Origin of the sequence: Stenotrophomonas sp. FR012, from assembly GCF_047520565.2 — a bacterium.
GTDB lineage: Bacteria > Pseudomonadota > Gammaproteobacteria > Xanthomonadales > Xanthomonadaceae > Stenotrophomonas > Stenotrophomonas sepilia.
The window spans coordinates 15,988-40,436 of sequence record NZ_JAXBQL020000014.1 but is presented as its reverse complement, the minus strand read 5'-3'; the positions used below and the strand labels follow the sequence as shown (position 1 = coordinate 40,436).

General features: G+C 66.1%; 17 protein-coding genes. 7 read left to right on the top strand and 10 right to left on the bottom strand.

The window, feature by feature from the left end; translation table 11 throughout:
* Positions 1 to 100: 100 nt before the first annotated feature.
* Together ACM0O9_RS17705 and ACM0O9_RS17700 are read right to left on the bottom strand one after the other, a co-directional pair.
* Positions 101 to 493, bottom strand: coding sequence for a hypothetical protein (locus tag ACM0O9_RS17705; protein ID WP_065184959.1), 393 nt, complete (start codon positions 491 to 493; stop codon positions 101 to 103).
* On the bottom strand, positions 493 to 1,107 hold the full coding sequence (locus tag ACM0O9_RS17700; RefSeq protein WP_235649554.1) for an NUDIX hydrolase: 615 nt from the start codon (positions 1,105 to 1,107) through the stop codon (positions 493 to 495). The genes ACM0O9_RS17705 and ACM0O9_RS17700 overlap by 1 nt, the downstream gene beginning before the upstream one ends.
* 132 nt (positions 1,108 to 1,239) lie before the next feature.
* Between ACM0O9_RS17700 and ACM0O9_RS17695 the strand changes: the two genes are divergently transcribed.
* The 5 genes from ACM0O9_RS17695 to mtnC all read left to right on the top strand — a co-directional run bounded on the left by ACM0O9_RS17695 (position 1,240) and on the right by mtnC (position 6,769).
* Complete coding sequence (locus ACM0O9_RS17695) at positions 1,240 to 2,709, top strand: amino acid permease (protein ID WP_111200478.1); 1,470 nt, start codon at positions 1,240 to 1,242, stop codon at positions 2,707 to 2,709.
* A gap of 88 nt (positions 2,710 to 2,797) precedes the next feature.
* Positions 2,798 to 4,225 (top strand): amino acid permease, encoded by a 1,428-nt coding sequence (locus tag ACM0O9_RS17690; protein WP_005416353.1) that lies wholly within the window; start codon positions 2,798 to 2,800, stop codon positions 4,223 to 4,225.
* Positions 4,226 to 4,778: 553 nt separating this feature from the next.
* Positions 4,779 to 5,420: a methylthioribulose 1-phosphate dehydratase gene (locus ACM0O9_RS17685; RefSeq protein WP_057497058.1), complete on the top strand. Its 642-nt coding sequence runs from the start codon at positions 4,779 to 4,781 to the stop codon at positions 5,418 to 5,420.
* Positions 5,421 to 5,512: 92 nt separating this feature from the next.
* Positions 5,513 to 6,070, top strand: coding sequence for a 1,2-dihydroxy-3-keto-5-methylthiopentene dioxygenase (locus ACM0O9_RS17680; protein WP_065177596.1), 558 nt, complete (start codon positions 5,513 to 5,515; stop codon positions 6,068 to 6,070).
* Between the two features lie 3 nt (positions 6,071 to 6,073).
* The gene (gene mtnC / locus ACM0O9_RS17675; protein WP_134955628.1) at positions 6,074 to 6,769 is read left to right on the top strand and encodes an acireductone synthase; all 696 of its coding nucleotides are present in this window, start codon (positions 6,074 to 6,076) and stop codon (positions 6,767 to 6,769) included.
* 81 nt (positions 6,770 to 6,850) lie between these two features.
* On the opposite strand, the gene ACM0O9_RS17670 is transcribed toward mtnC, so the two are convergent.
* The 6 genes from ACM0O9_RS17670 to ACM0O9_RS17645 form a co-directional block, all read right to left on the bottom strand.
* Positions 6,851 to 9,469: a beta-mannosidase gene (locus tag ACM0O9_RS17670; protein WP_329888927.1), complete on the bottom strand. Its 2,619-nt coding sequence runs from the start codon at positions 9,467 to 9,469 to the stop codon at positions 6,851 to 6,853.
* A 90-nt stretch (positions 9,470 to 9,559) separates the two neighbouring features.
* Positions 9,560 to 10,786: an AGE family epimerase/isomerase gene (locus tag ACM0O9_RS17665; RefSeq protein WP_065177594.1), complete on the bottom strand. Its 1,227-nt coding sequence runs from the start codon at positions 10,784 to 10,786 to the stop codon at positions 9,560 to 9,562.
* Positions 10,783 to 11,778 carry a carbohydrate kinase family protein gene (locus tag ACM0O9_RS17660; RefSeq protein ID WP_065184967.1) on the bottom strand — a complete coding sequence of 332 codons (996 nt, stop codon included), beginning with the start codon at positions 11,776 to 11,778 and terminating at the stop codon, positions 10,783 to 10,785. Before ACM0O9_RS17660 ends, ACM0O9_RS17665 begins: the two co-directional genes overlap by 4 nt.
* Before the next feature lie 7 nt (positions 11,779 to 11,785).
* Complete coding sequence (fucP, locus tag ACM0O9_RS17655; RefSeq protein ID WP_005416346.1) at positions 11,786 to 13,099, bottom strand: L-fucose:H+ symporter permease; 1,314 nt, start codon at positions 13,097 to 13,099, stop codon at positions 11,786 to 11,788.
* Positions 13,100 to 13,159: 60 nt separating this feature from the next.
* On the bottom strand, positions 13,160 to 14,209 hold the full coding sequence (locus ACM0O9_RS17650; RefSeq protein WP_005416345.1) for a LacI family DNA-binding transcriptional regulator: 1,050 nt from the start codon (positions 14,207 to 14,209) through the stop codon (positions 13,160 to 13,162).
* Between the two features lie 96 nt (positions 14,210 to 14,305).
* A complete protein-coding gene (locus ACM0O9_RS17645; RefSeq protein ID WP_065184969.1) occupies positions 14,306 to 16,771 on the bottom strand; it encodes a GH92 family glycosyl hydrolase in 2,466 nt (821 codons plus the stop codon).
* Positions 16,772 to 17,842: 1,071 nt separating this feature from the next.
* On the opposite strand from ACM0O9_RS17645, the gene ACM0O9_RS17640 reads away from it, so the two are divergent.
* Entirely contained in the window at positions 17,843 to 20,917 is a 3,075-nt protein-coding gene (locus ACM0O9_RS17640) for a TonB-dependent receptor (RefSeq protein WP_414603887.1), read from the top strand.
* A gap of 187 nt (positions 20,918 to 21,104) precedes the next feature.
* Entirely contained in the window at positions 21,105 to 21,299 is a 195-nt protein-coding gene (locus ACM0O9_RS17635) for a heavy-metal-associated domain-containing protein (RefSeq protein WP_065184972.1), read from the top strand.
* An 80-nt stretch (positions 21,300 to 21,379) separates the two neighbouring features.
* Here ACM0O9_RS17635 and cueR read toward each other — a convergent pair whose 3' ends face one another.
* Both cueR and ACM0O9_RS17625 read right to left on the bottom strand, forming a co-directional pair.
* Entirely contained in the window at positions 21,380 to 21,835 is a 456-nt protein-coding gene (gene cueR / locus ACM0O9_RS17630) for a Cu(I)-responsive transcriptional regulator (protein WP_065177589.1), read from the bottom strand.
* Between the two features lie 11 nt (positions 21,836 to 21,846).
* Positions 21,847 to 24,348, bottom strand: coding sequence for a heavy metal translocating P-type ATPase (locus tag ACM0O9_RS17625; RefSeq protein WP_414603886.1), 2,502 nt, complete (start codon positions 24,346 to 24,348; stop codon positions 21,847 to 21,849).
* Positions 24,349 to 24,449 lie beyond the last annotated feature (101 nt).

Sequence of the window (24,449 nt, the reverse complement as noted above, 5' to 3'; positions counted from 1 at the left end):
GCGGAGTGCTTCCGGCATCGCGCCATCCACGCATGGCGTGGATCTACTGGCGTTTCGCGCGATCCCGCAGTAGATCCACGCCATGCGTGGATGGAACACCTCAGAACCTTACGGCGTGGAGGTTCTTGTAAAAGTCCCAATGGATCAGAACCCTGTCTTCCATCGACAGGAACAGCGTATCGACGAAATCCAGCTCCTCGGCATGAACCAGCCAGTCCTGCAGGCGGCTGCCCAGCGAAGGTACCGCCCCATCCACCTGGACAACCGTCAACGCAGCCTCGCTTGGCAAGCCAACAGCATCTGCAATGTCGCTCAACTCCTGCGCCAGCCGCTCCCGCCCCACCCCGGGGACCTCCAGGCGTGATGGCACGCGCTCCCAGTCGATGGATGTGATGACTGGCAATGCAGCCTTGATCATCGCAAGGGCAGCATCCTGCTTCGCCTCGCCACACGCATGAGCCGCAACAAACGCGGCACAGCCGTCCGAGAGCATCAACGTGCCAGCCAGCGGCGCGCCATGCGCTGCATGGATTCATCCGATTCGGGGTCGGCCGCGACCTCGGTTACCGGCCGCCAGGCCAGGTCCAGCGATTCCTCGCTGAGCACGAAGGCCTCGCCACCCAGCGCCCGGATCACGAAACGCACGTCGTAGTGCCAGTGCCCCGGCACGTCCTTGCGCTCCGGAATCCAATGCTTGTCCAGATCGAAGATGGCCGGGTCTTCCAGTACCAGGCCGCTCAGCCCGGACTCCTCCTCGGCTTCCTTCAGCGCCACCTGCGCCAGATCACGGTCGCCGTCGGCGTGACCGCCCAGCTGCAGCCAGCGCTGCAGCTTTCGGTGATGGGTGAGCAGCAGGCGCTGGCCGTCGGCACTGACCAGCCAGCAGCTGGCGGTGAAATGCCCGGCCAGCCGTTCGCGACGGAACGGATCTTCTGGATCGTCCAGCAATGTGCCGAATTCGGCAGCCAGTGCGTCGTAGGCGGGCTCGCGGCGGGCATAGTCCCGCAACAGGCCGCGCAGGCGATCGTCAAGCACGGCAAGGGTTTCGGCGGTCTGGCGCATGAATGGGGGCGGTTCGGAAAAATACTGCTCATTATCGCCGTTCATTGTTGCGATTGCGCTTGTGCGTTGGCTTCAGCTTTGGCTAAGGTACAGCGGGCCGTTCGCACGGCCTTCACCATTCAAGGTTGCCGGCAACGTATCGGCGGCCCACCCCATCCGATCATTAGGAAGTACTGCATGCTGAAAGCTCTGTTGAGGGTCAAGCCGGTCCAGCCGGCCGGGCACGTCGATGCCGGCGAACCCATCGAAGGCAGCCTGGACGGCGAAGCCACGTTGAAACGGACCCTCACGGCTAAACACCTCATCCTGCTTGGCGTGGGTGCGGTGATCGGCGCTGGTATCTTCGTGCTGACCGGCCAGGCCGCAGCCAACCACGCCGGCCCGGCGGTGATGCTGTCGTTCGTGCTGGCCGGCTTCGCCTGCGCCCTGGCGGGCCTGTGCTACGCCGAGTTCGCGGCGATGATGCCGGTCTCCGGCAGTGCCTACTCCTACTCCTATGCCACCCTCGGCGAAGGCATGGCCTGGTTCATCGGCTGGTGCCTGGTGCTGGAGTACCTGTTCGCCTCGGCGTCGGTCGCGGTGGGCTGGTCGGCCTACCTGATCAGCTTCATCACCACCACGCTGCACATGCCCTTCCCGGACCTGCTCAGCGCCGCACCCATCGCCTGGACCGGCAGCGAGTTCGTATCTTCCGGCAAACTGTTCAACCTGCCGGCGGTGCTGATCGTGGCGGCGGTGTCCGGCCTGCTGTACGTGGGCGTGACCCAGTCGGCATTCGTCAACGCCATCATCGTGGCGATCAAGGTCACCGTCATCTGCCTGTTCATCGGCATCGGCGCGGCCCACATCGATCCGGCCAACTGGCAGCCCTTCATTCCGGAAAACACCGGCGTGCCGGGTGAGTTCGGCTGGAGCGGCATCTTCCGCGCGGCCACCATCGTGTTCTTCGCCTACATTGGTTTCGATGCGGTCTCCACCGCCGCCGGCGAAACCAAGGACCCGCAGCGCAACATGCCGATCGGCCTGCTCGGCTCGCTGGCCGTGTGCACGATCGTCTATATCATCGTCTGCGCGGTGCTGACCGGCATGATGCCGTACCACCTGCTGGGCACCGACAAGCCGGTGGCGACCGCGCTGGAGCCCTACCCGACCCTGTCCTGGCTGAAGACCCTGGTCGAGATCGGCGCCATCGCCGGCCTGTCCTCGGTGGTACTGGTGATGATGATGGGCCAGACCCGCATCGCCTACACCATTTCCCGCGACGGCCTGCTGCCGAAGTTCTTCGGCAAGGTCCACGCTCGTTTCCGCACACCCTATTGGGCCACGATCGTGGTCGGCGTGATCGCCGCCGCACTGGCCGGCCTGGTGCCGCTGAACGTGCTGGGCGAACTGGTGTCGATGGGTACCCTGCTGGCTTTCGCCACGGTCTGCATCGGCGTGCTGGTGCTGCGCTATACCAAGCCGGAGATCCATCGCCCGTTCCGCGTGCCGGCGGTGTGGATCATCTGCCCGCTTGGCGCTGCGGCCTGCCTGTTCCTGTTCTGGCAGGCGTTCGTGGTGCACTGGCACCTGTTCGTCGGCTGGACCGTGCTGGGCATGCTGATCTATCTCGGCTATGGCATGCGCAACAGCAAGCTGGCCCAGTAACCCTGATCCGCCTACGGGCCGGCCCTGTGCCGGCCCGTCCGTTTTCCCCGCGCGCCAGACACCGCGCGCTTCGACAAGACCACCACACATGTTCAAGCAACTGTGGGCCACCAAGCACCCGCATGCCGCCCATGAAGACGCCAACGGCCTGAGCCTGCGCCGCCACCTCGGCCCCTGGGGCCTGACCGCCCTCGGCATCGGTGCCGTGATCGGCGGCGGCATCTTCGTCATCACCGGCCAGGCCGCCGCCAACCACGCCGGCCCCGCGATCATGCTGTCGTTCGTGCTGGCCGCCATCTGCTGCGCCTTCTGCGCGCTGGCCTACGCCGAGTTCGCCTCGATGGTGCCGGTCTCCGGCAGCGCCTATACCTATACCTACGCCACCTTCGGCGAACTGTCGGCCTGGTTCATCGGCTGGATGCTGGTGCTTGAGTACGGCGTCTCTGCGTCGGCGGTGGCGGTCAGCTGGACCGGCTATTTCCTCAGCCTGCTCAGCCAGTTCGACATCCATCTACCGGCGGCGCTGGTCAGTGCGCCACTCGATGCACAGCTGCGCCCCACCGGCGCGATCGCCAACCTGCCGGCCGCTGCGCTGGTACTGCTGCTGACCTGGCTGTGCTACGTCGGCATCAGCAAGTCATCGGCAATGAACATGGCGATGGTCGTGCTCAAGACCGGCCTGATCCTGCTGGTCATCGTGGTCGGCTGGAAGTACGTGGACACCAGCAACTGGACGCCGTTCATCCCAGCCAATGAAGGCCCCGGCAAGTACGGCATGGAAGGCGTGCTGCGTGGCGCGGCGATGGTGTTCTTCGCCTACATCGGCTTCGAGGCGGTGTCGGTGGCGGCGCAGGAATCGAAGAATCCGCAGCGCGACATGCCGATCGGCATGATGCTGTCGCTGGTGGTCTGCACCGTGCTCTACATCGCGATGGCGGCGGTGATGACCGGCCTGGTGCCGTTCCAGCTGCTGGGCACCGACGAACCGGTGGTGACCGCGGTGGCCGCGCATCCGCAGCTGGGTTGGCTGCGCTGGGTGGTCGAGGTCGGCGCGCTGGTCGGCCTGTCCTCGGTGGTACTGGTGATGATCATCGGCCAGCCGCGCATCTTCATGATCATGGGGCGCGACGGCCTGCTGCCGCCGGTGTTCACCAGGATCCACCCGAAGTACCGCACCCCGCACATCAACACGGTGATCACCGGCATCGGCATCGCGCTGCTGGCGGCGCTGTTCCCACTGGACATCCTTGGCGAGCTGACCTCGATGGGCACGCTGATCGCGTTCGCGGCGGTGTGTGCCGGCGTGCTGATCCTGCGCCGCACCCAGCCGGACCTGCCGCGCCCGTTCCGCATGCCGATGGCCTGGCTGATCTGCAGCCTGGGGGTGCTGAGTTGCGTTGCCCTGCTGTCGGCGATGACGATGCACAACTGGATGCTGATGGGCGTCTGGACCTTCGTCGGTTTCGTGATCTATTTCTGCTACGGCTTCAGGCACAGCCGGCTGCGTGTGAAGTAGGGTTTTTTGCATTGCAGGGCCTGCGGCCCTGCACCCGCTGGAGCAACGTCAACAGCAACAGCTGGACTGAGGGTTTGGCGAGGAGGGGGGAGATTGCGGGGGACGCTGCAAGTACATCCCTGTAAGCTCGGTCGCCGCATCCATGCGGCTCACTCCCCCGCAACCTCCCCCCTCCCCGCCTCCGACAGTCTCCTGGCACGTCCGGTAGATCCACGCCATGCGTGGATGAATTGCGTCTGAGAGATGAATTCTCTCCGGTCGATGAATTCCCTGTAGAGCCGAGCCATGCTCGGCTCCGAGCAAGCGCAGCGCCGCGACCCGCTTTTCGCTTTTCCTTCTTCACTCCGTGGCCGGCCGTACACCGGAACCTGTCAGAGGCGGGGCGGGTGGGCCGTGTAGGGGCGCTGGCGCCATGGATGGCGCCATCGAGCTTACAGGGACGTACTTGCAGCGTCCCCTGCACGGCCCACCTGCCCCGCCCCGCCCATGAACCGCTCTATACGACCCGCCACGAGGGGCTCAGCCGTTGGCCGAATCCAGTAAAATCGTCGGCATGAACGCCCCCACCTTCCCCTACGACACCGCGCGCCTGAGCGAACTGGCCCAGCTGCTGATCGACAACGTCCGCGAACTGGCCCATGCCGGCTGGACCCCGGCCACCAGCAGCAACTTCTCCCACCGCCTGGACGATCGCCACGCGGCGATCACGGTGTCCGGCAAGGACAAGGGCCGCCTGATCGAGGACGACATCATGGTGGTGGACTTCGACGGCCAGGCCGTCGGCCGTCCGCTGCGCCCGTCCGCCGAGACCCTGCTGCACACCCAGTTGTACCGCCGCTTCCCGGAGGTCGGCTGCGTGCTGCATACGCACTCTCCGGTGCAGACCATCGCCTCGCGCCTGTACGCGCCGCAGGGTCATATCCGCCTGGAAGGCTACGAGCTGTTGAAGGCCTTCGCCGGCAACAGTACCCACGAAATGGCCATCGATGTGCCGGTGTTCGCCAACACCCAGGACATGAACGTGCTGTCGAAGCAGGTCGATGACCTGCTCGACCGGCAGAACCTGTGGGGCTATCTGATCGATGGCCACGGCCTGTACGCCTGGGGCCGCGACATGGCCGAGGCACGCCGCCACCTGGAAGCGTTCGAGTTCCTGTTCCACTGCGAACTGGAGCTGCGCAGGCTGCGCGGCTGAACCGGCGCGCAGGTGCAGATGCCGATCCGGAATCTGCGCCCTACACCCACCCTGCTACCCTGTCTTCCCCCCGAGACGTTCAAGCTGCCGCCATGAGCCGACTGCGCATCTACGACGACACCCGCCCCGATTCGCCGCTGCTGGACACCCAGGACGGCGCGGTCATCACTGCCGAGCTGCAGAAGATCGGCGTCACCTTCGAGCGCTGGCAGGCCACCGCGCCCGTCGCACCGGGCGCCAGCCAGGAGGAAGTATTCGCCGCCTACCGCGCTGACATCGACCGCCTGGTCGCCGAGCGCGGCTTCAAGAGCGTGGACGTAGCCTCGATCGCCCCGGACAACCCGAATCGCGCCGAGCTGCGCAAGAAGTTCCTCGACGAGCACTTCCACAAGGAAGACGAAGTGCGCTTCTTCGTTGCTGGCTCGGGCCTGTTCACCCTGCACGTGGGTGACAAGGTCTATGAGATCGAATGCGTGAAGGACGACCTGATCGCCGTGCCCGATGGCACCACCCACTGGTTCGACATGGGCGAGGAACCCAGCTTCGTGGCGATCCGCTTCTTCACCGAGCCGGACGGCTGGGTCGGCCATTTCACCGGCACCGACATCGCGCAGAAGTTCCCTCGTTACGTACCCACCCAGGCGTCCTGATCCATGCAAGCCCGCGTCATCCTGACCGACATCGAAGGCACCACCAGCAGCATCTCGTTCGTCAAGAACGTGCTGTTCCCCTATGCGCGCAAGGCGTTGCCCGCGTTTGTCGCCGAGCATGGCCAGCAGCCTGAAGTCCGCCGCTGGCTGGACGCGGTGGCTACCGAGATCGGCGGTGCCTGCAAGGACAATCTGGTAGCCGAGACGCTGCAGGGCTGGATCGACCAGGACCGCAAGCACACCGCCCTGAAGGCGCTGCAGGGGCTGATCTGGGACGAAGGATACCGCCGTGGCGACTACACCGCGCACTTCTACCCGGAAGTGGCGCCGGTGCTGAAGGGCTGGCACGCTTCCGGCCTGCCGCTGTACGTGTACTCCTCCGGTTCGGTGCCGGCGCAGAAGCTGTTCTTCGGGTTCAGCGACGCCGGCGACCTCAGCCCGCTGGTGTCGGGCTGGTTCGATACCGAAGTCGGCGGCAAGCGCGAGGCCGACAGCTACCGCCGCATCGTGCAGGCCATCGGCGTACCGGCCGGCGAGATCCTGTTCCTGTCCGATGTGGTGGAAGAACTGGATGCCGCCCGCGAAGCCGGGTTGCAGACCCGCCTGATCGATCGCCTGGATGATTACCCGATGCCGCGTACCGGCCAGGCCGCCAACGGCCACGAACGGGTCGAGAATTTCCAGCAGATCCAGCTGTAAGCAAAATGGTAGGTGCCAACCTTGGTTGGCATGCTGCTGGTGTGCCAACCAAGGTTGGCACCTACCAAAGCGGGAAACCCCTCAACGGTCGTTGAGGGTCTTCACCTTCAGCGCTTCGCGCAGGGTAACCAGATCCACCGGGCCGCGCACCGCGATATCACGTGTTTCGCCCGGCAGCAGGTCCAGCAGGTTGTCTTCGACCTGCACATCCAGCGCGCCGAAGTCGATCCACGCCGCGCGCACGTACGCCGCGCTTTCCAGCCGCAGACGATAGTGGTCCCCTTCGATGGACAACGTGGCCTTGAGTTTCTGCCGCGGCAACAGCTGGTCCTTGGCCTCAACGAAACCGACCACCTGCCGCGCGCTCACGTCGCCGTGCTGCAGCAACTCGAACACCGCCACCGTACGCGTCGGGTCGGCACCGGCCAGCAGCTCTGCATCGCTGAAATCGCCCATCGAGGTGACACCCGCCGCCACCAACGTCACCGTTTCCTCGCGACGACGCAGCACCTTCCCCTCCACGTCCATCACCCGCAGACGCCAGCGCGCTTCCAGTGAGGCGCCATCATTGATCAGGCGCACCCGCGTGCTGCCCTCGTCGCGCAGCGCTGCCACCGTCACTGGCGCGAAGAAACGCCGCGCGGCGAAGTGCAGCGCCTTCCAGCGGCCGAAATAGTCCACGCTGGACCACGAGGCGCCGGGCCAGACATCGTTGAGCTGCCAGTACAGCGAACCCATCGTGTATGGCCGCGAGGCGCGATGATGCAGCGCCGCCAGTGCGATGCCATCGGCCTGCATCACTTGGCTGAGATAGACGAAGTCCTCGAAGTCCTTCGGCGTGCCGTAACCCAGTTCGATGTAGTGCAGCAGGCGGCTGTTGCCCTCGCCGGCCATGAATTTCTGGTGCGCGCGGATCACCGGGCTGTCGATGCGCTGTTCGGCGCGGGTGGCGATCTGGTCCACTGTCGCCACCGACGGCCACGCCTGCAGCCCGTACTCGGACATGAAGCGCGGCGTCTCGCGCAGGTAGGCCTGCACCGGCAACGCCGGATTGCCCCAGACCTGCCAGTAGTGCTTGTCGCCACGCGTTGAATCGTTGGCCTTCTCGTCAAGGTCGTTGCTCGGTGAGCTGGACCAGTACGGCACGCCCAGCCCCTCCTCGCCCACAACCTGGCGCAGGTCGTTGCCGAACAGGTCGACGTATCCCTGCCAGACCTTCGCCGCAAATGCCGGGTCGGCCGCCTTCAGGTCGCGGCCGTGGCCCCAGTCCTTCCAGGCGGTTTCTTCCTCGTTGTTGCCACACCACAGCACGATGCTGGGGTGATGGCGCAGACGACGTACGTTGTCGCGTGCTTCGGCCACCACGTTGGCACGAAACGCCGGATCGTAGCCCGGCTGCATGCCGCCGCCGAACATGAAGTCCTGCCACACCAGCAGGCCCAGTTCGTCGGCGATGTCGAAGAACGCGTCGTCCTCGTAGTAGCCGCCGCCCCAGTTGCGCAGCATGTTCATGTTTGCGTCGCGCGCGGCCGTCAGCACCTGGCGCAGGCGTGCGGCATCGACGCGCGCGGGGAAGGCATCGAACGGAATGACGTTAGCGCCCTTGGCGAAGATCTTCACGCCGTTGATGACGAAGGCAAAGCCCTGCCCGCCCTTGCGGTCTTCCTCGCGGCGCAGTTCGACCGTGCGCAGGCCGATGCGCTGTTCGCGCGCCAGCTCCGGCGTGCCACCTTGGTCCAGGCGGGCCTGCACCATGTAGCGGTCCTGCGCACCGTGGCCGACTGGCCACCAGCGCCGCGGATCGGCCAGTTCAACCGGAACCTCGATGCTGTTCTGGCCGGGCTTCAGCAGCACCGTGCGCTGCACCTGGGCCACGTTGCGGCCCTGCGGATCGCGCACATCCACATTCACCACGGCCGAGCCCGCCGCCGCGCCCTGCTCCACTTGCAGCAGCACGGCCAGCTTCGCCTGCTCCGCGCTCAATGCATCTGTACGCACCGCAAGATCGGTCAGGCGGTGAGCCTCCCAGGCCTGCAGGTCAACCCCGCGCCAGACGCCGGCGGTGACATAGCGAGGCCCCCAGTCCCAGCCAAAGTGGTAGGCCGGCTTCCGCGCGAAGTTGCCGACCATCGCCTCCTTCGGCTCATCGCCATACGGCGACGGGTAGTTGCCAGCGATTTTGTGCGGCATTGCCTGCACGCCCGGCAGCAGGGTGCGGATAGGCGAACGGAACACGATCTGCAGTTCATTGTCCCTGGCCCGCAGGCGCCCATTCACGCGCGCGCGCCAGGTCCGGTGCGCGTTGTCCGCGCGCAACAGCGGCTTGCCGTTGAGGCTGACGTCGGCGTAGGTATCCAGACCGTCGAAGCGCAGCTCGGCATTGGGCTTGGCCAGCGTCGCCGCATCCACGTCGAAGCGGGCGCGGTACTCCCAGGCGGCCAGGCCGATCCATTGCAGTTCGGCCTCTGGTGCGCCGACATACGGATCACGGATCAGTTCGTGAGCCAGCAGGTCGGTGTGCACGCTGCCCGGCACCGTCGCCGCCCGCCATTGCTGCAGACCTGGATGAGCGGCGCCCTGCGCGTCGCCGGGCAGCATACGGAACTCCCACTGTGCCTGCAGCGGCGTGGCAGCGACCGGGAAGGCGGACGCCGCGATCAGCAGCAGGAGCAGGCGGACAACGAGGGGAAGGCGATGCACGGGATGCTCCTGTCTTTCCGCCGGGCATGGTCCGGCGCTACCTGCAAGTCCAGTTCACGGCAGCGCCGGGCCATGCCCGGCGCGCCAACCTCAACGCACCACGTTCAACACTTCGTAGCACGCACCCATGGTGTGGTAATCCACCTTGCCGGCCGGGCTCTTCTCGTCGCTGTACTTGCGATTGTCGGCATCGAGGATGCGGAACCAGGCGCCGTACCGGTGATCGACGAAGTGTTCCCACGAATACGCCCAGATACGCTCGTACCACTGCCAATAGCGGTCATCGCCGGTACGCTTGGCCATCAGTGCGGCGGTCGCAAGCGTCTCCGCCTGCACCCAGAAATACTTGTCGTCGTCGCAGACGAAACTGTCGCCACCGATCGGGGCGCCATCCATGCCCGGCTGCCGGCGCGACTCCGGCGCGAAACCGTAGTACAGGCCACCCCGCGCCTCGTCCCAGCTGCGCGCCACGGCCACGTCGAACAGGTGCTGCGCGGTCGGCACCAGCCAGTCGACTTGCACATGGCGGTCCAGGATCAACAACAGCTTGGCCCATTCGGTCTGGTGGCCCGGCTGGAAGCCCCACGGGCGGAACAGGTGCTTGGGGTCGTCCAGGTTGTAGTCCCAGTCGATCTCCCAGTTGGAATCGTAGTGCTCCCACACCAGGCCACCGGCCTTGGCGGCCTGGCGGCGGGTCATGTTGTCGGCCAGCTGCAGCGCGCGCTCCACATAGCGCTGTTCGCCGCTGGCCTCGAAGGCGGCCAGCATCGCCTCGCACATGTGCATGTTGGCGTTCTGGCCACGGTAGCCGGTGAAATTCCACTGCCCATCGGCTTCGTCCTTGTAGAGGCCGTGCTGCGGCTCCCAGAAGCGCGCTTCCAGCAGCTGCCAGGTCTCGTCCATCCATGCGCGGGCCTGTTCGAGACCGGCCTTCAGTGCGCAGCTGTAGGCCAGCAGCACGAACGCCACGCCGTAGCAGTGGTTCATGTCATCCTCGACCTTGCCATCGCGCAGGGTCCAGGCGTAACCGCCGGTGGCCGGGTTGCGGTGCACCTCGCGCAGGTAGCGCACGCCGTGCTCGACTGCCTCACGGTATTCGGCGTTGCCGAATTCGCGGTAGGCCATCGCATAGTTGAAGACGAAACGCGTGCTGCTCACCAGATGGCGATGGTTGGCGTCGTAGATGCTGCCGTCGTCACGGAAGTAGTGGAAGAAGCCACCGTTCGGGTCGATGCAGCGCGGGTGGTAGAACGCCATCGTGTCGGCGATATGCGCGCGCAGGAACGCGGGCGAACGGAAGTCGGGGGAGGTGCTCATGCGGTAATGTCCTGGGCCTGCAGCAGCTGCTGCACTTCATCGAGCGAGGGCATCGCGGCGAACGCGCCCTTGCGGGTAACAGCCAGCGCACCGACCGCAGCACCGAAGCGCAGCGTGGCGGTGATCGCCTCCGGGTCCTTGCAGAAGGCGGCAAAACCGGCACCGGCGCCGCCGCGCTCCAGCAGCCCAACCAGCACGCCACCGACGAAAGCATCGCCAGCCGCCGTGGTGTCGACGGTAGCCACGCGGAAGCTTGTGATCGTGCCGTGGTTGTCGCGCGTGTACCAGTGCAGCGTGGCCGCACCGTCGGTGACGATCACCCAGCGCGCGCGCGCAGCGAGCAGGCGCCGCAGTACCGCTGCCTCGCCATCGGCACCCAGCGGCGCGGCCAGGTAGTCCAGCTCCTCGCGCGACAGCTTGACCAGGTCGGCGCGTTCCAGCGCCTGCCACAGGCGCGGTGTCGGGTCCTCGTTCGCCGGCCACAGCGCCGGACGCAGATTGAGGTCGAGGCTGACCACCGCGCCAGCCGCACGCGCGCGATCCATGCCGGCGAAGGTCGCCTCGGCGATGGCCGCTTCGGTCAGGCTGTTGGAACAGACATGGAAGCACTGTGCGCTGTCGAAGCACGCCGCCTGGAAGTCGCTGTCACGGAACAGCAGGTCGGCTGCCGGCGGGCGATAGAAGCTGAAGCTGCGCTCGCCGCTGGCATCCAGTGCGACGAAGGCCAGTGCGGTCTTGGCCGCATCGGTACGCACGATGTAATCCGTGCCCACGCCGTGCTCGACCAGGCTGTCGGCCAGGAAGTCGCCGAACATGTCGCGGCCCAGCGTGCCGACGAACTGCGTCTTCGCACCCAACCGTGCGGCCGCAACGGCAACGTTGGCCGGTGCACCACCGGCGTACTGCAGGAAGGCGCGCGGCGTGTCGGCCGAGGCCGGCGGCTGCGCTAGTAGATCGATCAAAATTTCGCCGAAGCAAACGATGGCACCCATTCCGGACTCAGCCTCCCTGCGTTGCGGAGGCCGGCGTACGCGCGCCGACCAGTCCGTAGAAAATGATGTAGCCGTAGCACAGCAGCGGCAGGATGAAGCTGGCCTGCACACCGATGTGGTCGGCCAGGACGCCCTGCAGGTACGGCACCACGGCACCGCCGACGATGGCCATGATCAGCAGGCTGGAGCCCTTGTTGGTCAGTGGCCCCAGGCGCTCGATGCTCAGCGCGAAGATGGTCGGGAACATGATCGAGTTGAACAGGCCGATCGCCACCACCGAGTACAGCGCGATGTTGCCGGAGCTCAGCATGGTCGTGACCAGCAGCGCCACGTTGACCAGCGCGAAGATCGCCAGCAGGCGGCTGGGCGAGAAGCGCGCCAGCAGCGCTGAACCCGCGAAGCGGCCGATCATCGCCATCGTCCAGTAGGCCGACACGTAGTGCGTGGCTTCCTGTTCGCTGAAGCCACCGATGTTGGGCATCGACAGGTAGTTGACCAGGAAGCTGCCGATCGACACCTCAGCGCCGACGTAGAAGAAGATGCCCAGCACGCCCAGCAGCAGGTGGCGCTTGCGCAGCGCATCCAGGTAGCTGTGGTGGTGGCCCTGGTCGGCCTGCTCGGTGGCGTCGCTCAGCGCCGGCAGGCGGAACAGGAACACGAACAGCGCCAGCAGCACCAGCGCCACGGCCAGGCCCACGTACGGTCCCTGCACGGCCTGCGCCTCGGCGGCACGGTAGGCCAGCTGCTCGGCCGCCGGCAGCGCCGCGATGTCGTCAGCGCTCTTGACAGTGTTGGACAGGATCAGCATGCCGCCGAAGATCGGCGCGATGGCCGTGCCCAGCGAGTTCAGCGCCTGCGCCAGGGTCAGGCGGCTGGAACTGGTCTGTTCCGGGCCCAGCAGCGCGACGTACGGGTTGGCGGCGACCTGCAGCACGGTAATGCCCGTGGCCAGTACGAACAACGCACCGAGGAAGGCGCCGTACACGCGCAGTTCGGCCGCCGGCCAGAAGCCCAGCGCGCCAATGCCGGCGATCACCAGTCCAGCCACGATGCCCTTCTTGTAGCCCAGCGCCGCCACCAGGCGGCCCGCCGGCAGCGACATCAGGAAGTAAGTACCGAAGAAGGTGAACTGCACCAGCATCGCCTTGGCGTAGTTCAGTTCGAACACCGCCTTCAGGTGCGGGATCAGGATGTCATTGAGGCAGGTCAGGAAGCCCCACATGAAGAAGATCGTGGTCACGACAGCCAACGCCTTGCCGTTGGTGACGGCGGGTGCGTTGCCCGAAGAACCCGATGGACGGGGCGTTGCGGAGATCGGCATGCGGTACGCGCCTCGATGCGCGGAAGGTCGTTGTTGCGTGGAAGGGGTATGCGGAAGGAATCAGTTCGGTCGTGCGGCACTGCTTTCGCGGATGCGCAACTGCACCGGCGCGACCGTGCGCCGAGGCGGCGCGTCGGGTTCGTCCAGCCGCTGCAACAGCAGCGCCGCAGCCTGGCGGCCACGCTCGCGCGGGTCGGCGGTGAGCGTGGTCAACGGCGGTACGGCCACCGCCGCCTCGGAAATATCATCGAAGCCGGTGACGGCGAAATCGCCGCCCGGACGGATGCCGCGCGAGTTCAAGCCCAGCATCAGGCCCAGCGCGACGGTGTCGTTGTAGCAGACCGCCGCACTCGGCCGATGACCGTCGGCGAAGAGTTCATCGGTGCGCGCTGCCGCTTCCAGGCGGTTCGGGGCCGACTCGATCATCCAGCCCGGCGGCAGCGAAAGACCGGCCTCGGCCAGCGCCTGCTGGAAACCCGCGCGGCGCTGGTGGCAGGAACTGGATGCGGCGTGGCCCCCGAAGAACGCGATCTGGCGGTGGCCGCGCTCGATCAGGTGGCGCGTGGCCAGATAGGCGCCGTGCTGGTTGTCCAGGGTCAGGAAGTCCCAGTCGGCCCCGGCCAGTTCGCGGTTGAACAGCAGCACGTTGGCATTGGCACCCAGTGCCTGCCGCAGCTGTGCGGTATCGCTGCCCTCGGCCGGCGACAGGATCAGGCCGGCCGGGGTGTGCTCCATCAGCGTGGACAGCACCGCCTGCTGCCGCTCCGGCGATTCACCCGTGCTGCCGAGCAGGGTCACGTAGCCACGCCCGCCCAACGCCTCGTCCACACCCGATGCGAACTCGGCGAAGAACGGGTTGGAGAGATCGTTGATCACCAGCGCGATGCTCGACGAGGTACGACGGCGCAGGTTGGCCGCCGCGCGGTTGTAGACGTAACGCTGGCGGCGCAGTTCGGCCTCGACCTTGGCGCGGGTATCGACGTTGACCAGCGGGCTGCCACGCAGCACCAGCGACACGGTTGCCCGTGACACGCCGATCGCGCGCGCGATGTCGGTCACCGTCACCGCCTTGCCGGCGCGCTTGCTGGGACTGTTGCCGTTGTCGTTCATCGTCTTCCCGGACTCCGCTGGAGGCTCAAGCCTAATGGATCAGGGCCGTGTCGTGCCGTGCCGTTCGCTGGGTCAGCGCGAACGGCACAGTCCGGCTCAGCGCAGCTGGCTGCCCGGTGCCGCGCACCAGGACACCGGCAGGTCCTTCACCGCGGTGCCCCAGCCCTGCTCCGGCGCCTTCGCGTCGAGCGCGAACTGCAGGCGCGGGCCCTGCTGCAGGCGGTCCCAGTCCAACCACACCGGTGCATGCGCCTGGCCGTCGACCCGCACACCCTGCACGTATTGCAGGCGGCGGCCATCGGCTCCCTGCGCGTCGATGCGCAGGGTTCGGCCATTGCCCATATCCACTTCGACCTTGCTGAAGCGCGGCGCGTGCAGCAGGAACTGGCCGCTGCCCGGCACCGCCGGGTACACGCCGATGGCGCTGAACAGGTACCAGGCCGACATCGTGCCGAGGTCATCGTTGCCGGTCACGCCATTAGGGGCATTGGTGAACAACTGCTGCGCGGCACGCACCACGGCGGCGGTCTTCCACGGCTGGCCGATCAGCGTGTACAGCCACGGCGAGTGCAGGTCCGGCTCGTTGTTCGGGTTGTAGCGGAACTGGTTGTAGTAGCTGTACGGCCCCACCACCCACGCCTTGCGGGCGGCATTGAGCGGATCGGCCTGCAGCGCGTCCATCGCGAAGAACGCATCCAGGCGGCGACCGGCCTGTTCGCGGCCGTCCATCGCTTCGACCAGGCCCGGCACGTCCTGCTGCGCCAGCCACTGGTACTGCCACGCCGTGCCCTCATGGAAACCGTGGTGCGAACGCGGGCTGTAGTGGCCATCGGCCGGCGTGTACCACTGGCCATCCTCGGTGCGCGGGCGCGGGAAGCCGGTGAAACCCGTCTCGGCATCCCGCACCTGCGGGTCCCACACCTTGCGCCAGTTGCGGCCACGCTCACGGAGTGTCGCCGCATCCTGCGCATGGCCCAGGCCATCGGCCATCTGCGAGAGCGCGCAGTCGGCCAGTGCGTATTCCAAGGTCGCCGAACCGCCGTGGTGCGGGTCGACGTCCATGCCCTTGGACGGGAACGCGCGGTCGTAGACCACATAGCCCTTGTCCAGGTAGGTCGGGTTGCCGGAACGGCCGGCCATGCGCGAGTTCAGTGGTGGCGTGCCGAAGGCATTGCGGCGCAGTGCATCCCAGGCTTGCGATTCACGGCCCTTGAGCGCGCCGAAGCGCCACAGGTCGACCATGAACGGCGTGACCGGATCGCCGGTCATGATGTTGGTCTCGAAGTTGGCATAACCCCAGCGCGGCAGCCAACCGACCTGTTCGTCGATCGCCAGCAGGGTACGGCCGATGTCGCGCGCTACGTCCGGGCGGGTCAGCGCCAGCCACTGGTTCTGCGCGCGGTAGGTATCCCACAGCGAGAAGTACTCATAATAGGTCCAACCATCAGCGCGGTGGATACCGTCGTCATAACCACGGTAGCGGCCGTCGGCGTCGTTGCCGGTCATCGGCTGCAGCAGCGCGTGGTAGACCGCGCTGTAGAACACGGTGCGGTCATCGGCGGTGCCGCCCTGCACGCGCACCCGGCCCAACTGCTCACGCCAGGCCTGCTGGGACAGCGCGCGCATGCGGTCGAAGCCGAGCAGCGCCCCATTCTGCATGCCTTCTGCGCGCAGGTTGGTGCGCGCGCCTTCGGCGTCCACATGCGAGATCGCGCTGACCGCCGTCACCGACTGGCCCTTGGCCAGGTCGAAACTGAGCCAGGCGCCGTTCGGCTTCTGCTCGCCTTCCATGCTGTGGCGCGCGCCCGGCAGGCCACCGCCCTCCCCCCAGGTGCCATGCGCCTTGAAGGGACGGTCGAACTCGATGCGGAACCAGGTGGTGTACTGGTGGCCACCACAGAAGCTCTTGGTGACCAGCTTGCCTTCCACCACACGATCGCCGACCACATCGACCACGCTGCCGATCACCGAATGGCGCTCGTTAGCCTGGCCGACGTTGACGAGGACGTGGCCATCGCCGCTGCGCTGGCTGAAGGTGTAGCGCTCGGCCGCGGCACGGGTACGCGCGGTCGCCTCGGCATCGATGCCACCGTAGCTGGTCAGGCGCACCTTGTAGTAGCCGGCCTGGCCGACCTCGCCATCGTGGGTGTAAGCCGACGCATAGGCCTTGTGGTCGAACTGCTTGGCATTGCCGGTATCGAAATCGCCACCCGGACCGATCGAGCCGGTCACCGGCAGCACCGACACCTGCCCGCCCTGTTCCCAGCAACCCGCGCCGGACAGGAAGGAGTGGCCGAACCCGCGGATCTTCTCGTCGTCATAGCGCCAGCCCGAGTAGTGGCTGCCGATCGGACTGACCTGGATCAGGCCGAACGGTGCCGACGCACCCGGGAACGTGTTGCCGTCGTCCTTGCTGCCGATGAAGGTATTGACCTCGCGTTCCAGCGCGGCCGGTGCGGCCTGCAGCAGCACCGGCACTGACGACAGCGCGAGCAGGCAGGCCAGGCGCACCAGCGGGCGCGAGGACAATGGGACGGCGGGAGCGGACGGCACTGGACGCATGTCGGGTTCCTGTAGTCGATGACGCGGAGGCAGACGGCCGGGGCCGTCCGGCACCGTTCCGCTGAGCCCTGCCCTGACCTGCAGAGAGCTCCCCCTGGAATGACGCCCGACCCACCAGACCGTGAATTTAGATCGATTCAAGTAGAGCATGCAGGTTCAGCCGAATGCATTCTGCGGCGCAGCATGAGATGGGGTGTTCGGCAGGGCTGCGCCCTGCACCTGCCGAAGCAACAGCCGAAGCCGAAGCAAAGGCCGAAGCAAAAGCTGGTTTCCTGAGGGATGGCGGGACGGGTCCGGTTGCGGGGGACGCCGTAAACCCATCCCTGGGGGCTTGGCCGCGGCATCCATGCCGCGGACTGATCTGGCCCCCCGCAACCGGACCCACCCCGCCTTCGACAGATTTCCGCGATCTGTGGATCCACGCCATGCGTGGATGAATCTCTGTCGGATAACGAAATCAATCGGGGTCAGATCCGTTTTCCAACGGAAAACGGATCTGACCCCATGCCGTTCCACATTCCGTCGCCAGGACAATCCAACCGTCACCGGGAAACTGTCGAAGGTGGGGCGGTGTCGGATTGCGGGGTGTCCGCGGCATGGATGCCGCGGCCAAGCCCCCATGGACGGGTTTACGGCGTCCCCGCAATCCGACACCGCCCCGCCAAGCCACAGACAACCCAGAGCCGCTTTGGCTTTGGCTTTGGCTGTTGCCGGCCAGCGGCCGGCACTACCGCAGGTGCAGGGCGCAGCCCTGCCAACTCCCCCTCCCCTGCGCACGAAAACGATTTCACTGATTTCAGCAAACCGTCATCCCTTCGCCACGCCAGTACCATATTGCGCAGCAGCATGCGCCTGCGGGCGACCCGTGCTACAAAACGCCCGCCCATCGCTTAGATCGATCCAAGACGACGCTGCGATGGCCGGGAGTTGGGGGAGCAGCAACAGGACGTACCAGGCCACGCGCGCGGCGCCACTGGCAGTTGCTTGGCGACAGCGACAAAGTCACTTCAAATTAGATCGATTCAAGTTGTCCGTGCCACGTCACCGGATCAATCCATGAGAGAGGGAGAGATGGGAATGAAGCATTCAACACGTACGCATGGCCAGGACGCATTGTCGTTGGCCATCGCGCTGGCCTTGGCCGCCGCCGTCATTCCGGGTGGCGCCGCCGCGCAACAGGCCGCTTCCACCGGCTCGCAGGACGCCACCACCCTGGACAGCGTCCAGGTCACCGGCTACCGCTACGCCATTGAAAAGAGCCTCGAGCAGAAGCGCGACGCCAACGCGGTGGTCGAGGTGATCACCGCCGAGGACGTCGGCAAGTTCCCCGACAAGAACGTGGCCGACGCACTGCAGCGCGTGCCCGGCGTGGTCATCACCCGCAGCGGTGGCGAAGGCAAGAGTGTCAGCGTGCGCGGCCTCGCGCCGGACCTGACCCTGACCCAGTTGAACGGCAACTTCGTCGCCTCGTCGGAGACCAACAACGAAGCGACGCGCTCCTTCAACTACACCCTGCTGCCATCGAACATGTTGTCCAGCGCGGAGCTGTTCAAGTCGCCGGAAGCACGCATCGACGAAGGCGGCATCGGCGGCACGGTCATCCTGCATACCCGCCGCCCGCTGGACATGGAATCCAACTCCGGCTACGTGAACCTGGAGGGCACCACCTCCGATACCAGCCACGATGTCGATCCGCAGGCGTCCGCGCTGTACTCGTGGCACAGCAAGGATGAGCGCTTCGGCGTCCTCGTCGGCGTGACCCAGCAGAAGCGCACCACCCGCACCATGGAAGCCAGCACCGAGGACTACCAGTGGTACGGCAATGGCACCACGGCCCGCGATGCCAACGGCAACCTGCTGAAGCAGGATGGCATCCACTACTGGTGGGGCCAGTCCGGCTTCAACAACCAGGCTGGCAAGAACTACAGCGAATTCTTCATGCCGACCTCGGTGAACTTCGCGGTGAAGGAAGAAAAGCGCGAGCGCAAGGGCGGCCAGCTGACCTTCCAGTTCAAGCCGGTCGACAACGTCACGATGACCGCGAACTACTTCCGCTTCGAGCTGCAGGGTGACTACACCCAGAACATGCTGAAGGTGCCGGAGTGGAACCTGGCCCGCTACAACCAGGACGGCAACTGGGCCGGCGGCCGCCTGCTCAACGGCCTGGATTTCGACCCGAGTGGCAGCATCGTCACGGGTGCGCAGTACCAGAAGCTGGCCGGAAAGACCTATTACTGCAGTGAGGAAGAAGCAGCGGCAGCCGGCCTGGAACCCGGTGGCTGGGGCCCGGACGACTGCACCATCCCCACTCCGCAGCTCACCGGTGGATACAGCAAGGAAAAGGCACTGTCGCAGACCGCCGACCTGACCATCGACTGGGATATCAGCCCGCTGTGGAAGGCCTCGTTCACCGGCGGCCGCACCTGGTCCGAAGGTGGTCCGTCGATGAATTTCCGCATGTCGGCCAAGCCGCGCCGCAAGGTTGGCAACCAGTGGCAGTCCGGCAACCAGTACACCGCCTGGGACCTGACCGGCACGCCGTCGGTGCAGTTCTCGCCGGACCTGCAGCAGCAGTTGATGGCGGGCGTGGCCGAAGTCGATACCGGCTCGACCGATTCGTCGTGGATGCAGACCGAGGTCAAGCAGAACTACTTCCAGGCCGACGTCACCAAGCTGTTCGAGGCCGGCTGGCTGGATTCGATCCAGTTCGGCGCCAAGTACCGCGATGGCAAGGTCCACCGCAACACCGGCAACACCTATTGGGTGTGCCCGGGCCTGGATCCGTCCGACTATGACAACAACCGCTACCAGGCCGGTTGCGATCCGACCGCAGGCGATGCGCAGCCGGGCTTCTTCCTGTCCAACCCGATCAGCAACATCACCGGCGCGTTCAACGCCAACGTGTTCCCGGGCATCAACTACCCGGCCTACATCGACTACCTGAACAAGACCTACGGTGGCTCGCACAACCGCACCGAAGAAGACTTCGTCTACGACGTCAACGAGAAGATTTATTCCGGCTACTTCCAGGCCAACTTCCGCACTGAGCGGGTACGCGGCAACATCGGCGTGCGCGTGGTGCGGACCAAGCAGTTCGCCCAGTCCAGCGATTCGGTCGAGCGCTTCAACGACTATTTCATCGACAACGCCAGCGGCGCGCCGATGAGCTGCGATGATCCGGCCGCCGACCCGAACCTGCGCTGCCAGGGTGGCTTCGTCCGCCTGCCCGACCCGCAGGTGCGCGACAAGGTGTATGCCCTGTCGTCGCTGGAAAAGACCTATACCGACGTGCTGCCCAGCTTCAACATTGCCTGGGACATCACCGACAACTTGGTGCTGCGTGGCGCGGCGTCGAAGGTGGTCGCGCGCCCGAGCTACACCAGCATCGCCTATCCCGGTGGCCTGCGCTACATCAGCGAAGAGTACGCCAACGACCGCCGCGTCACCGGCGGCACCGACACGCCCGGCTGGTACGGCTCGGGCAGCAACAAGGCGCTGGAACCGTTCAAGGCGGTCCAGTTCGACCTGGGCCTGGAGTGGTACTTCAAGCCGGGCGCGGTCGCAGGTGTTTCGCTGTTCCGCAAGAACGTGGACAACTTCACCGTGCCGGTGGTGCGCGACCAGCAGATGAACGTCGGCGGGCAGTCGGTCACCGTGCAGAAGTACGAGACCCAGGCCAATGGCCGCGATGGCGTGTCGCAGGGCGTGGAACTGTATGGCCAGTACACGTTCGACTTCGGGCTGGGCGTGCAGGCCAACTACACCTACAACGACACCAACCTGGCCTCGATCGTGCTGGATGGCGAGGAAATCGGCTCCTCGCCGCTGGTCGGCAGTGCCAAGAACCAGGCCAACGTTACGGTGTTCTACGAGAACGAAAAGTTCCTGGCGCGCGCCTCGTACAACCGTCGAGGTGAAGTGGTCGGCGGCCTGAACAATGGCATGACCACCTACACCAAGCCTTACAGCCAGCTTGACCTGAACGTGGCCTACAACCTCACCCCGGACTGGACGGTGACCGCGGCCGTACTGAACGCCACCAAGTCCGAGCTGCGCAGCTACATCGGCAACGACAGCCAGGCCCGCCTGCTGTCCAATCTGTACGCCGGGCGCCAGCTGTATTTCGGCGTGAACTGGAAGTTCTGAGGCAGCGCCGGGCCTGGCCCGGCGCAGTCTTGCCCGCCCCGACGGGAATGGTCCTCCACGGCAGCCGCGCTGGTACAGGCGGCTGCCGTTTTCATTTGCCTGCACCGCCGTTCAGCCACCTGCTTGACCCTGCCATCGTTGGAAGGTGCACACTGGTTTCACCTCACGAGCACCGAAGGAGCTACAGATGGAATTCCATGTTGACGGCATGACCTGCGGCGGCTGCGCGCGCAGCGTGACCCGCGCGATCCAGCAGATCGATCCGAGCGCCAGTGTGGTGGCCGATCCGCCGACCGGCCTGGTCAAGGTGCAGACCACTGCATCACAGGAGCAGGTGTTCGCCGCGCTGAAGGATGCGGGGTTCCCGCCGCGCACTGCCTGATCCCCTGCTTTCTGCCACAGCGGAGCCCGCCCCCTGCACTGTCACTGGGCGGGCTTTTCAGTGCATGCGAACATGAAAACTCAGTGCTTGCGTGCGCGGCGGCGCACCGCGCCGGTCTTGGCCGCTTCCACCGGCAGCGGAGCCTCATCGTCTTCACCCAGCCGCTGCAGGATCGGGCATTCCGGGCGCTCATCGCCGGCACAGCAGCGGATCAGCGATTTCAGCGTGTCGGCCATCTGCCGCATGTGCTCGATGCGCTGTTCCAGGTCGGCGATGTGCTGCTCGGCCAGCTGCTTGACGTCGGCACTGTGGCGCGACGTGTCGTTCCACAGGCCCAGCAGGTCGCCGATTTCGGCCACCTGGAAGCCGAGATCGCGCGCGCGGCGGATGAAGCGCAGGCGATGGATGTCGGCCTGCGAATACGCCCGATAGCCCGACTCCGTTCTATCCGCCGCAGGAATCAGGCCGATCTGTTCGTAGTAGCGGATCATTTTCGCCGACACGCTGGAGGCCTTGGCGGCGTCACCGATATTCATGCGATTCTCCTTCAGTGGGTCGCAACGGCGGCATCCGCCATCGGCGGCTGGAAGCGGCGCAGGCGCAGTGCGTTGCCCAGCACGAACACACTGGACAGTGCCATCGCACCGGCCGCGAACACCGGCGACAGCAGCACGCTCCAGACCGGGTACAGCACGCCGGCGGCCACCGGAATCAACGCGGTGTTGTAGGCGAAGGCCCAGAACAGGTTCTGCCGGATGTTGCCCAACGTCGCCTTCGATAGCGCAATGGCGTTCGGTACGCCCTGCAGGTTGCCCGACATCAGCACCACGTCGGCCGACTCCACCGCGATATCGGTGCCGGTACCAACGGCAAGGCCGACATCGGCTTCAGCCAACGCAGGGGCATCGTTGATGCCGTCACCAACGAAGGCGACGTGGCCGTGCGTGGCCTTCAGCCGGCGCACTGCCTCGACCTTGCCTTCCGGCAGCACCTCGGCCACCACTTCATCGATGCCGAGCTGGCGCGCGATCGCCTGCGCGGTCCCGGCGTTGTCGCCGGTGATCATCGCCACCTTCAGGCCCAACCGATGCAGTGCCGCGATCGCTGCCGGGGTGCTCGGCTTGATCGGATCGGATACCGCGATGATCGCGGCCAGGCGACCGTCGATGGCGGCATACAGCGGCGACTTGCCCTGCGTGCCGAGTTCCGCCGCCAATGCTGCGAATGCAGTGATGTCCACGCCCAGGTCGCGCATGAAGCGATCGGCACCGACCTCCACGCGTGCACCCTCGACACTGGCCCGCACGCCCATGCCGGTGACCGATTCGAAGTCGACCATGCCCGGCAACGTGATGCCCTGCCCGGTCGCGGCATCAACAATCGCGCGGGCGATGGGATGCTCCGAGCGCGACTCCACCGCGGCCACTGCCGCCAGAACCCTGTTGCGATCGAAGCCGGCAGCAATCTCCAGGTCGGTCAGGCGCGGGCGGCCTTCGGTCAGCGTGCCGGTCTTGTCCACCGCCACCACCTGCGCGTCCTTCAGCAGCTGCAGTGCTTCGCCCTTGCGGAACAGCACGCCCATTTCGGCGCCACGACCGGTTCCGACCATGATCGAGGTCGGCGTGGCCAGGCCCATCGCGCACGGGCAGGCAATGATCAGCACCGCCACCGCATTGACCAGTGCAAAGCTCAGTGCCGGCGATGGACCGAAGATCAACCAGACCGCGAAGGTCGCCAGCGCGGCCAGCATCACCGCCGGCACAAACCACAACGTGACCTTGTCGACCACCGCCTGGATCGGCAGCTTCGAGCCCTGCGCCTGTTCGACCATGCGGATGATCTGCGCCAGCAGGGTCTGCGCGCCCACGGCCGTCGCCCGCACCGTCAGTGCGCCCTTCTGGTTGACCGTGCCACCCACCACGCTGCTGCCCGGCAGCTTCTCGACCGGAATCGGCTCGCCGCTGATCATCGATTCATCGATGTAGCTGCGGCCTTCAACCACCTCGCCATCCACCGGCACGCGCTCGCCCGGGCGCACTTCCACCAGGTCGCCGCTCTGCACTTCATTGATCGGGATGTCGACCGCGCGGCCGTCGCGGATCACATGGGCCACCTTGGCCTGCAGGTTGACCAGGCGCTTGATCGCTTCAGAGGTGCGGCCCTTGGCCCGGGCCTCCAGGAAGCGGCCGAGCAGGATCAGCGCGACGATCACCGCCGCCGCTTCGTAGTAGACGTTCACCGTGCCCGGCGGCAGCAGCCGCGGTGCAAAGGTCGCTACCACCGAATAGCCGAACGCCGCGGCGGTGCCCACCGCCACCAGCGAATTCATGTCCGGCCCCAACCGCAGCAGCGCCGGGAACCCCTTCTGGTAGAAACGGCGGCCCGGAATGGCCAGCACCAGCGCGGTCAGCACGAACTGCAGGTACCAGCTGGCCTGCATGCCGAGGGTGGACATCACCCATGCGTGCATGCCGGGAATCAGGTGCGAGCCCATTTCCAGTACGAACACCGGCAGTGCCAGCGCGGCCGCCACGATCAGGTCGCGCTTCAGTTCGGCGCGCTCGGCATCCTTCTTTTCCGCAGCCTGGTCATCGGACTGCACACCCGCCTCGATCACACGTGCGTCATAGCCGGCCTTGTCGATCGCGGCGACCAGCGCAGCCACGTCCGCCATGCCACGCACCGTGGCGCGCTCGGTGGCCAGGTTGACGCTGGCCTGGCTGACGCCGGGCACGGCCAACAGCGCGCGTTCGACACGGCCGACGCAGGAAGCGCAGGTCATGCCTTCGACCGCCAGTTCGGTGGTCGCTGCGGGCACGTCATAGCCCACCCGCTCCACTGCCTGGACAAGCGCCGCGCGATCCACCGGGCCCGACGGACGAATATCCGCCCGCTCGGTGGCCAGGTTCACCGAGACACTGCCCACGCCCTCGACCTTGGACAGTGCTGCCTCGACCCGGCCTACGCAGCTGGCGCAGGTCATGCCCTCGATGGGCAGGCTGATGGTGGAGGGGCTGGCGGGGGCGGCAGCGGCGCGCGGCGTGCTCATGATCGGATTCCCGGGTTTCCTTCTGGATGCGGACAGGCTAAACCTTGCCATCGTGGGAAGGTCAAATCCAGCCTGTCCGCATGCCTGAAGGGGGGCGCCGC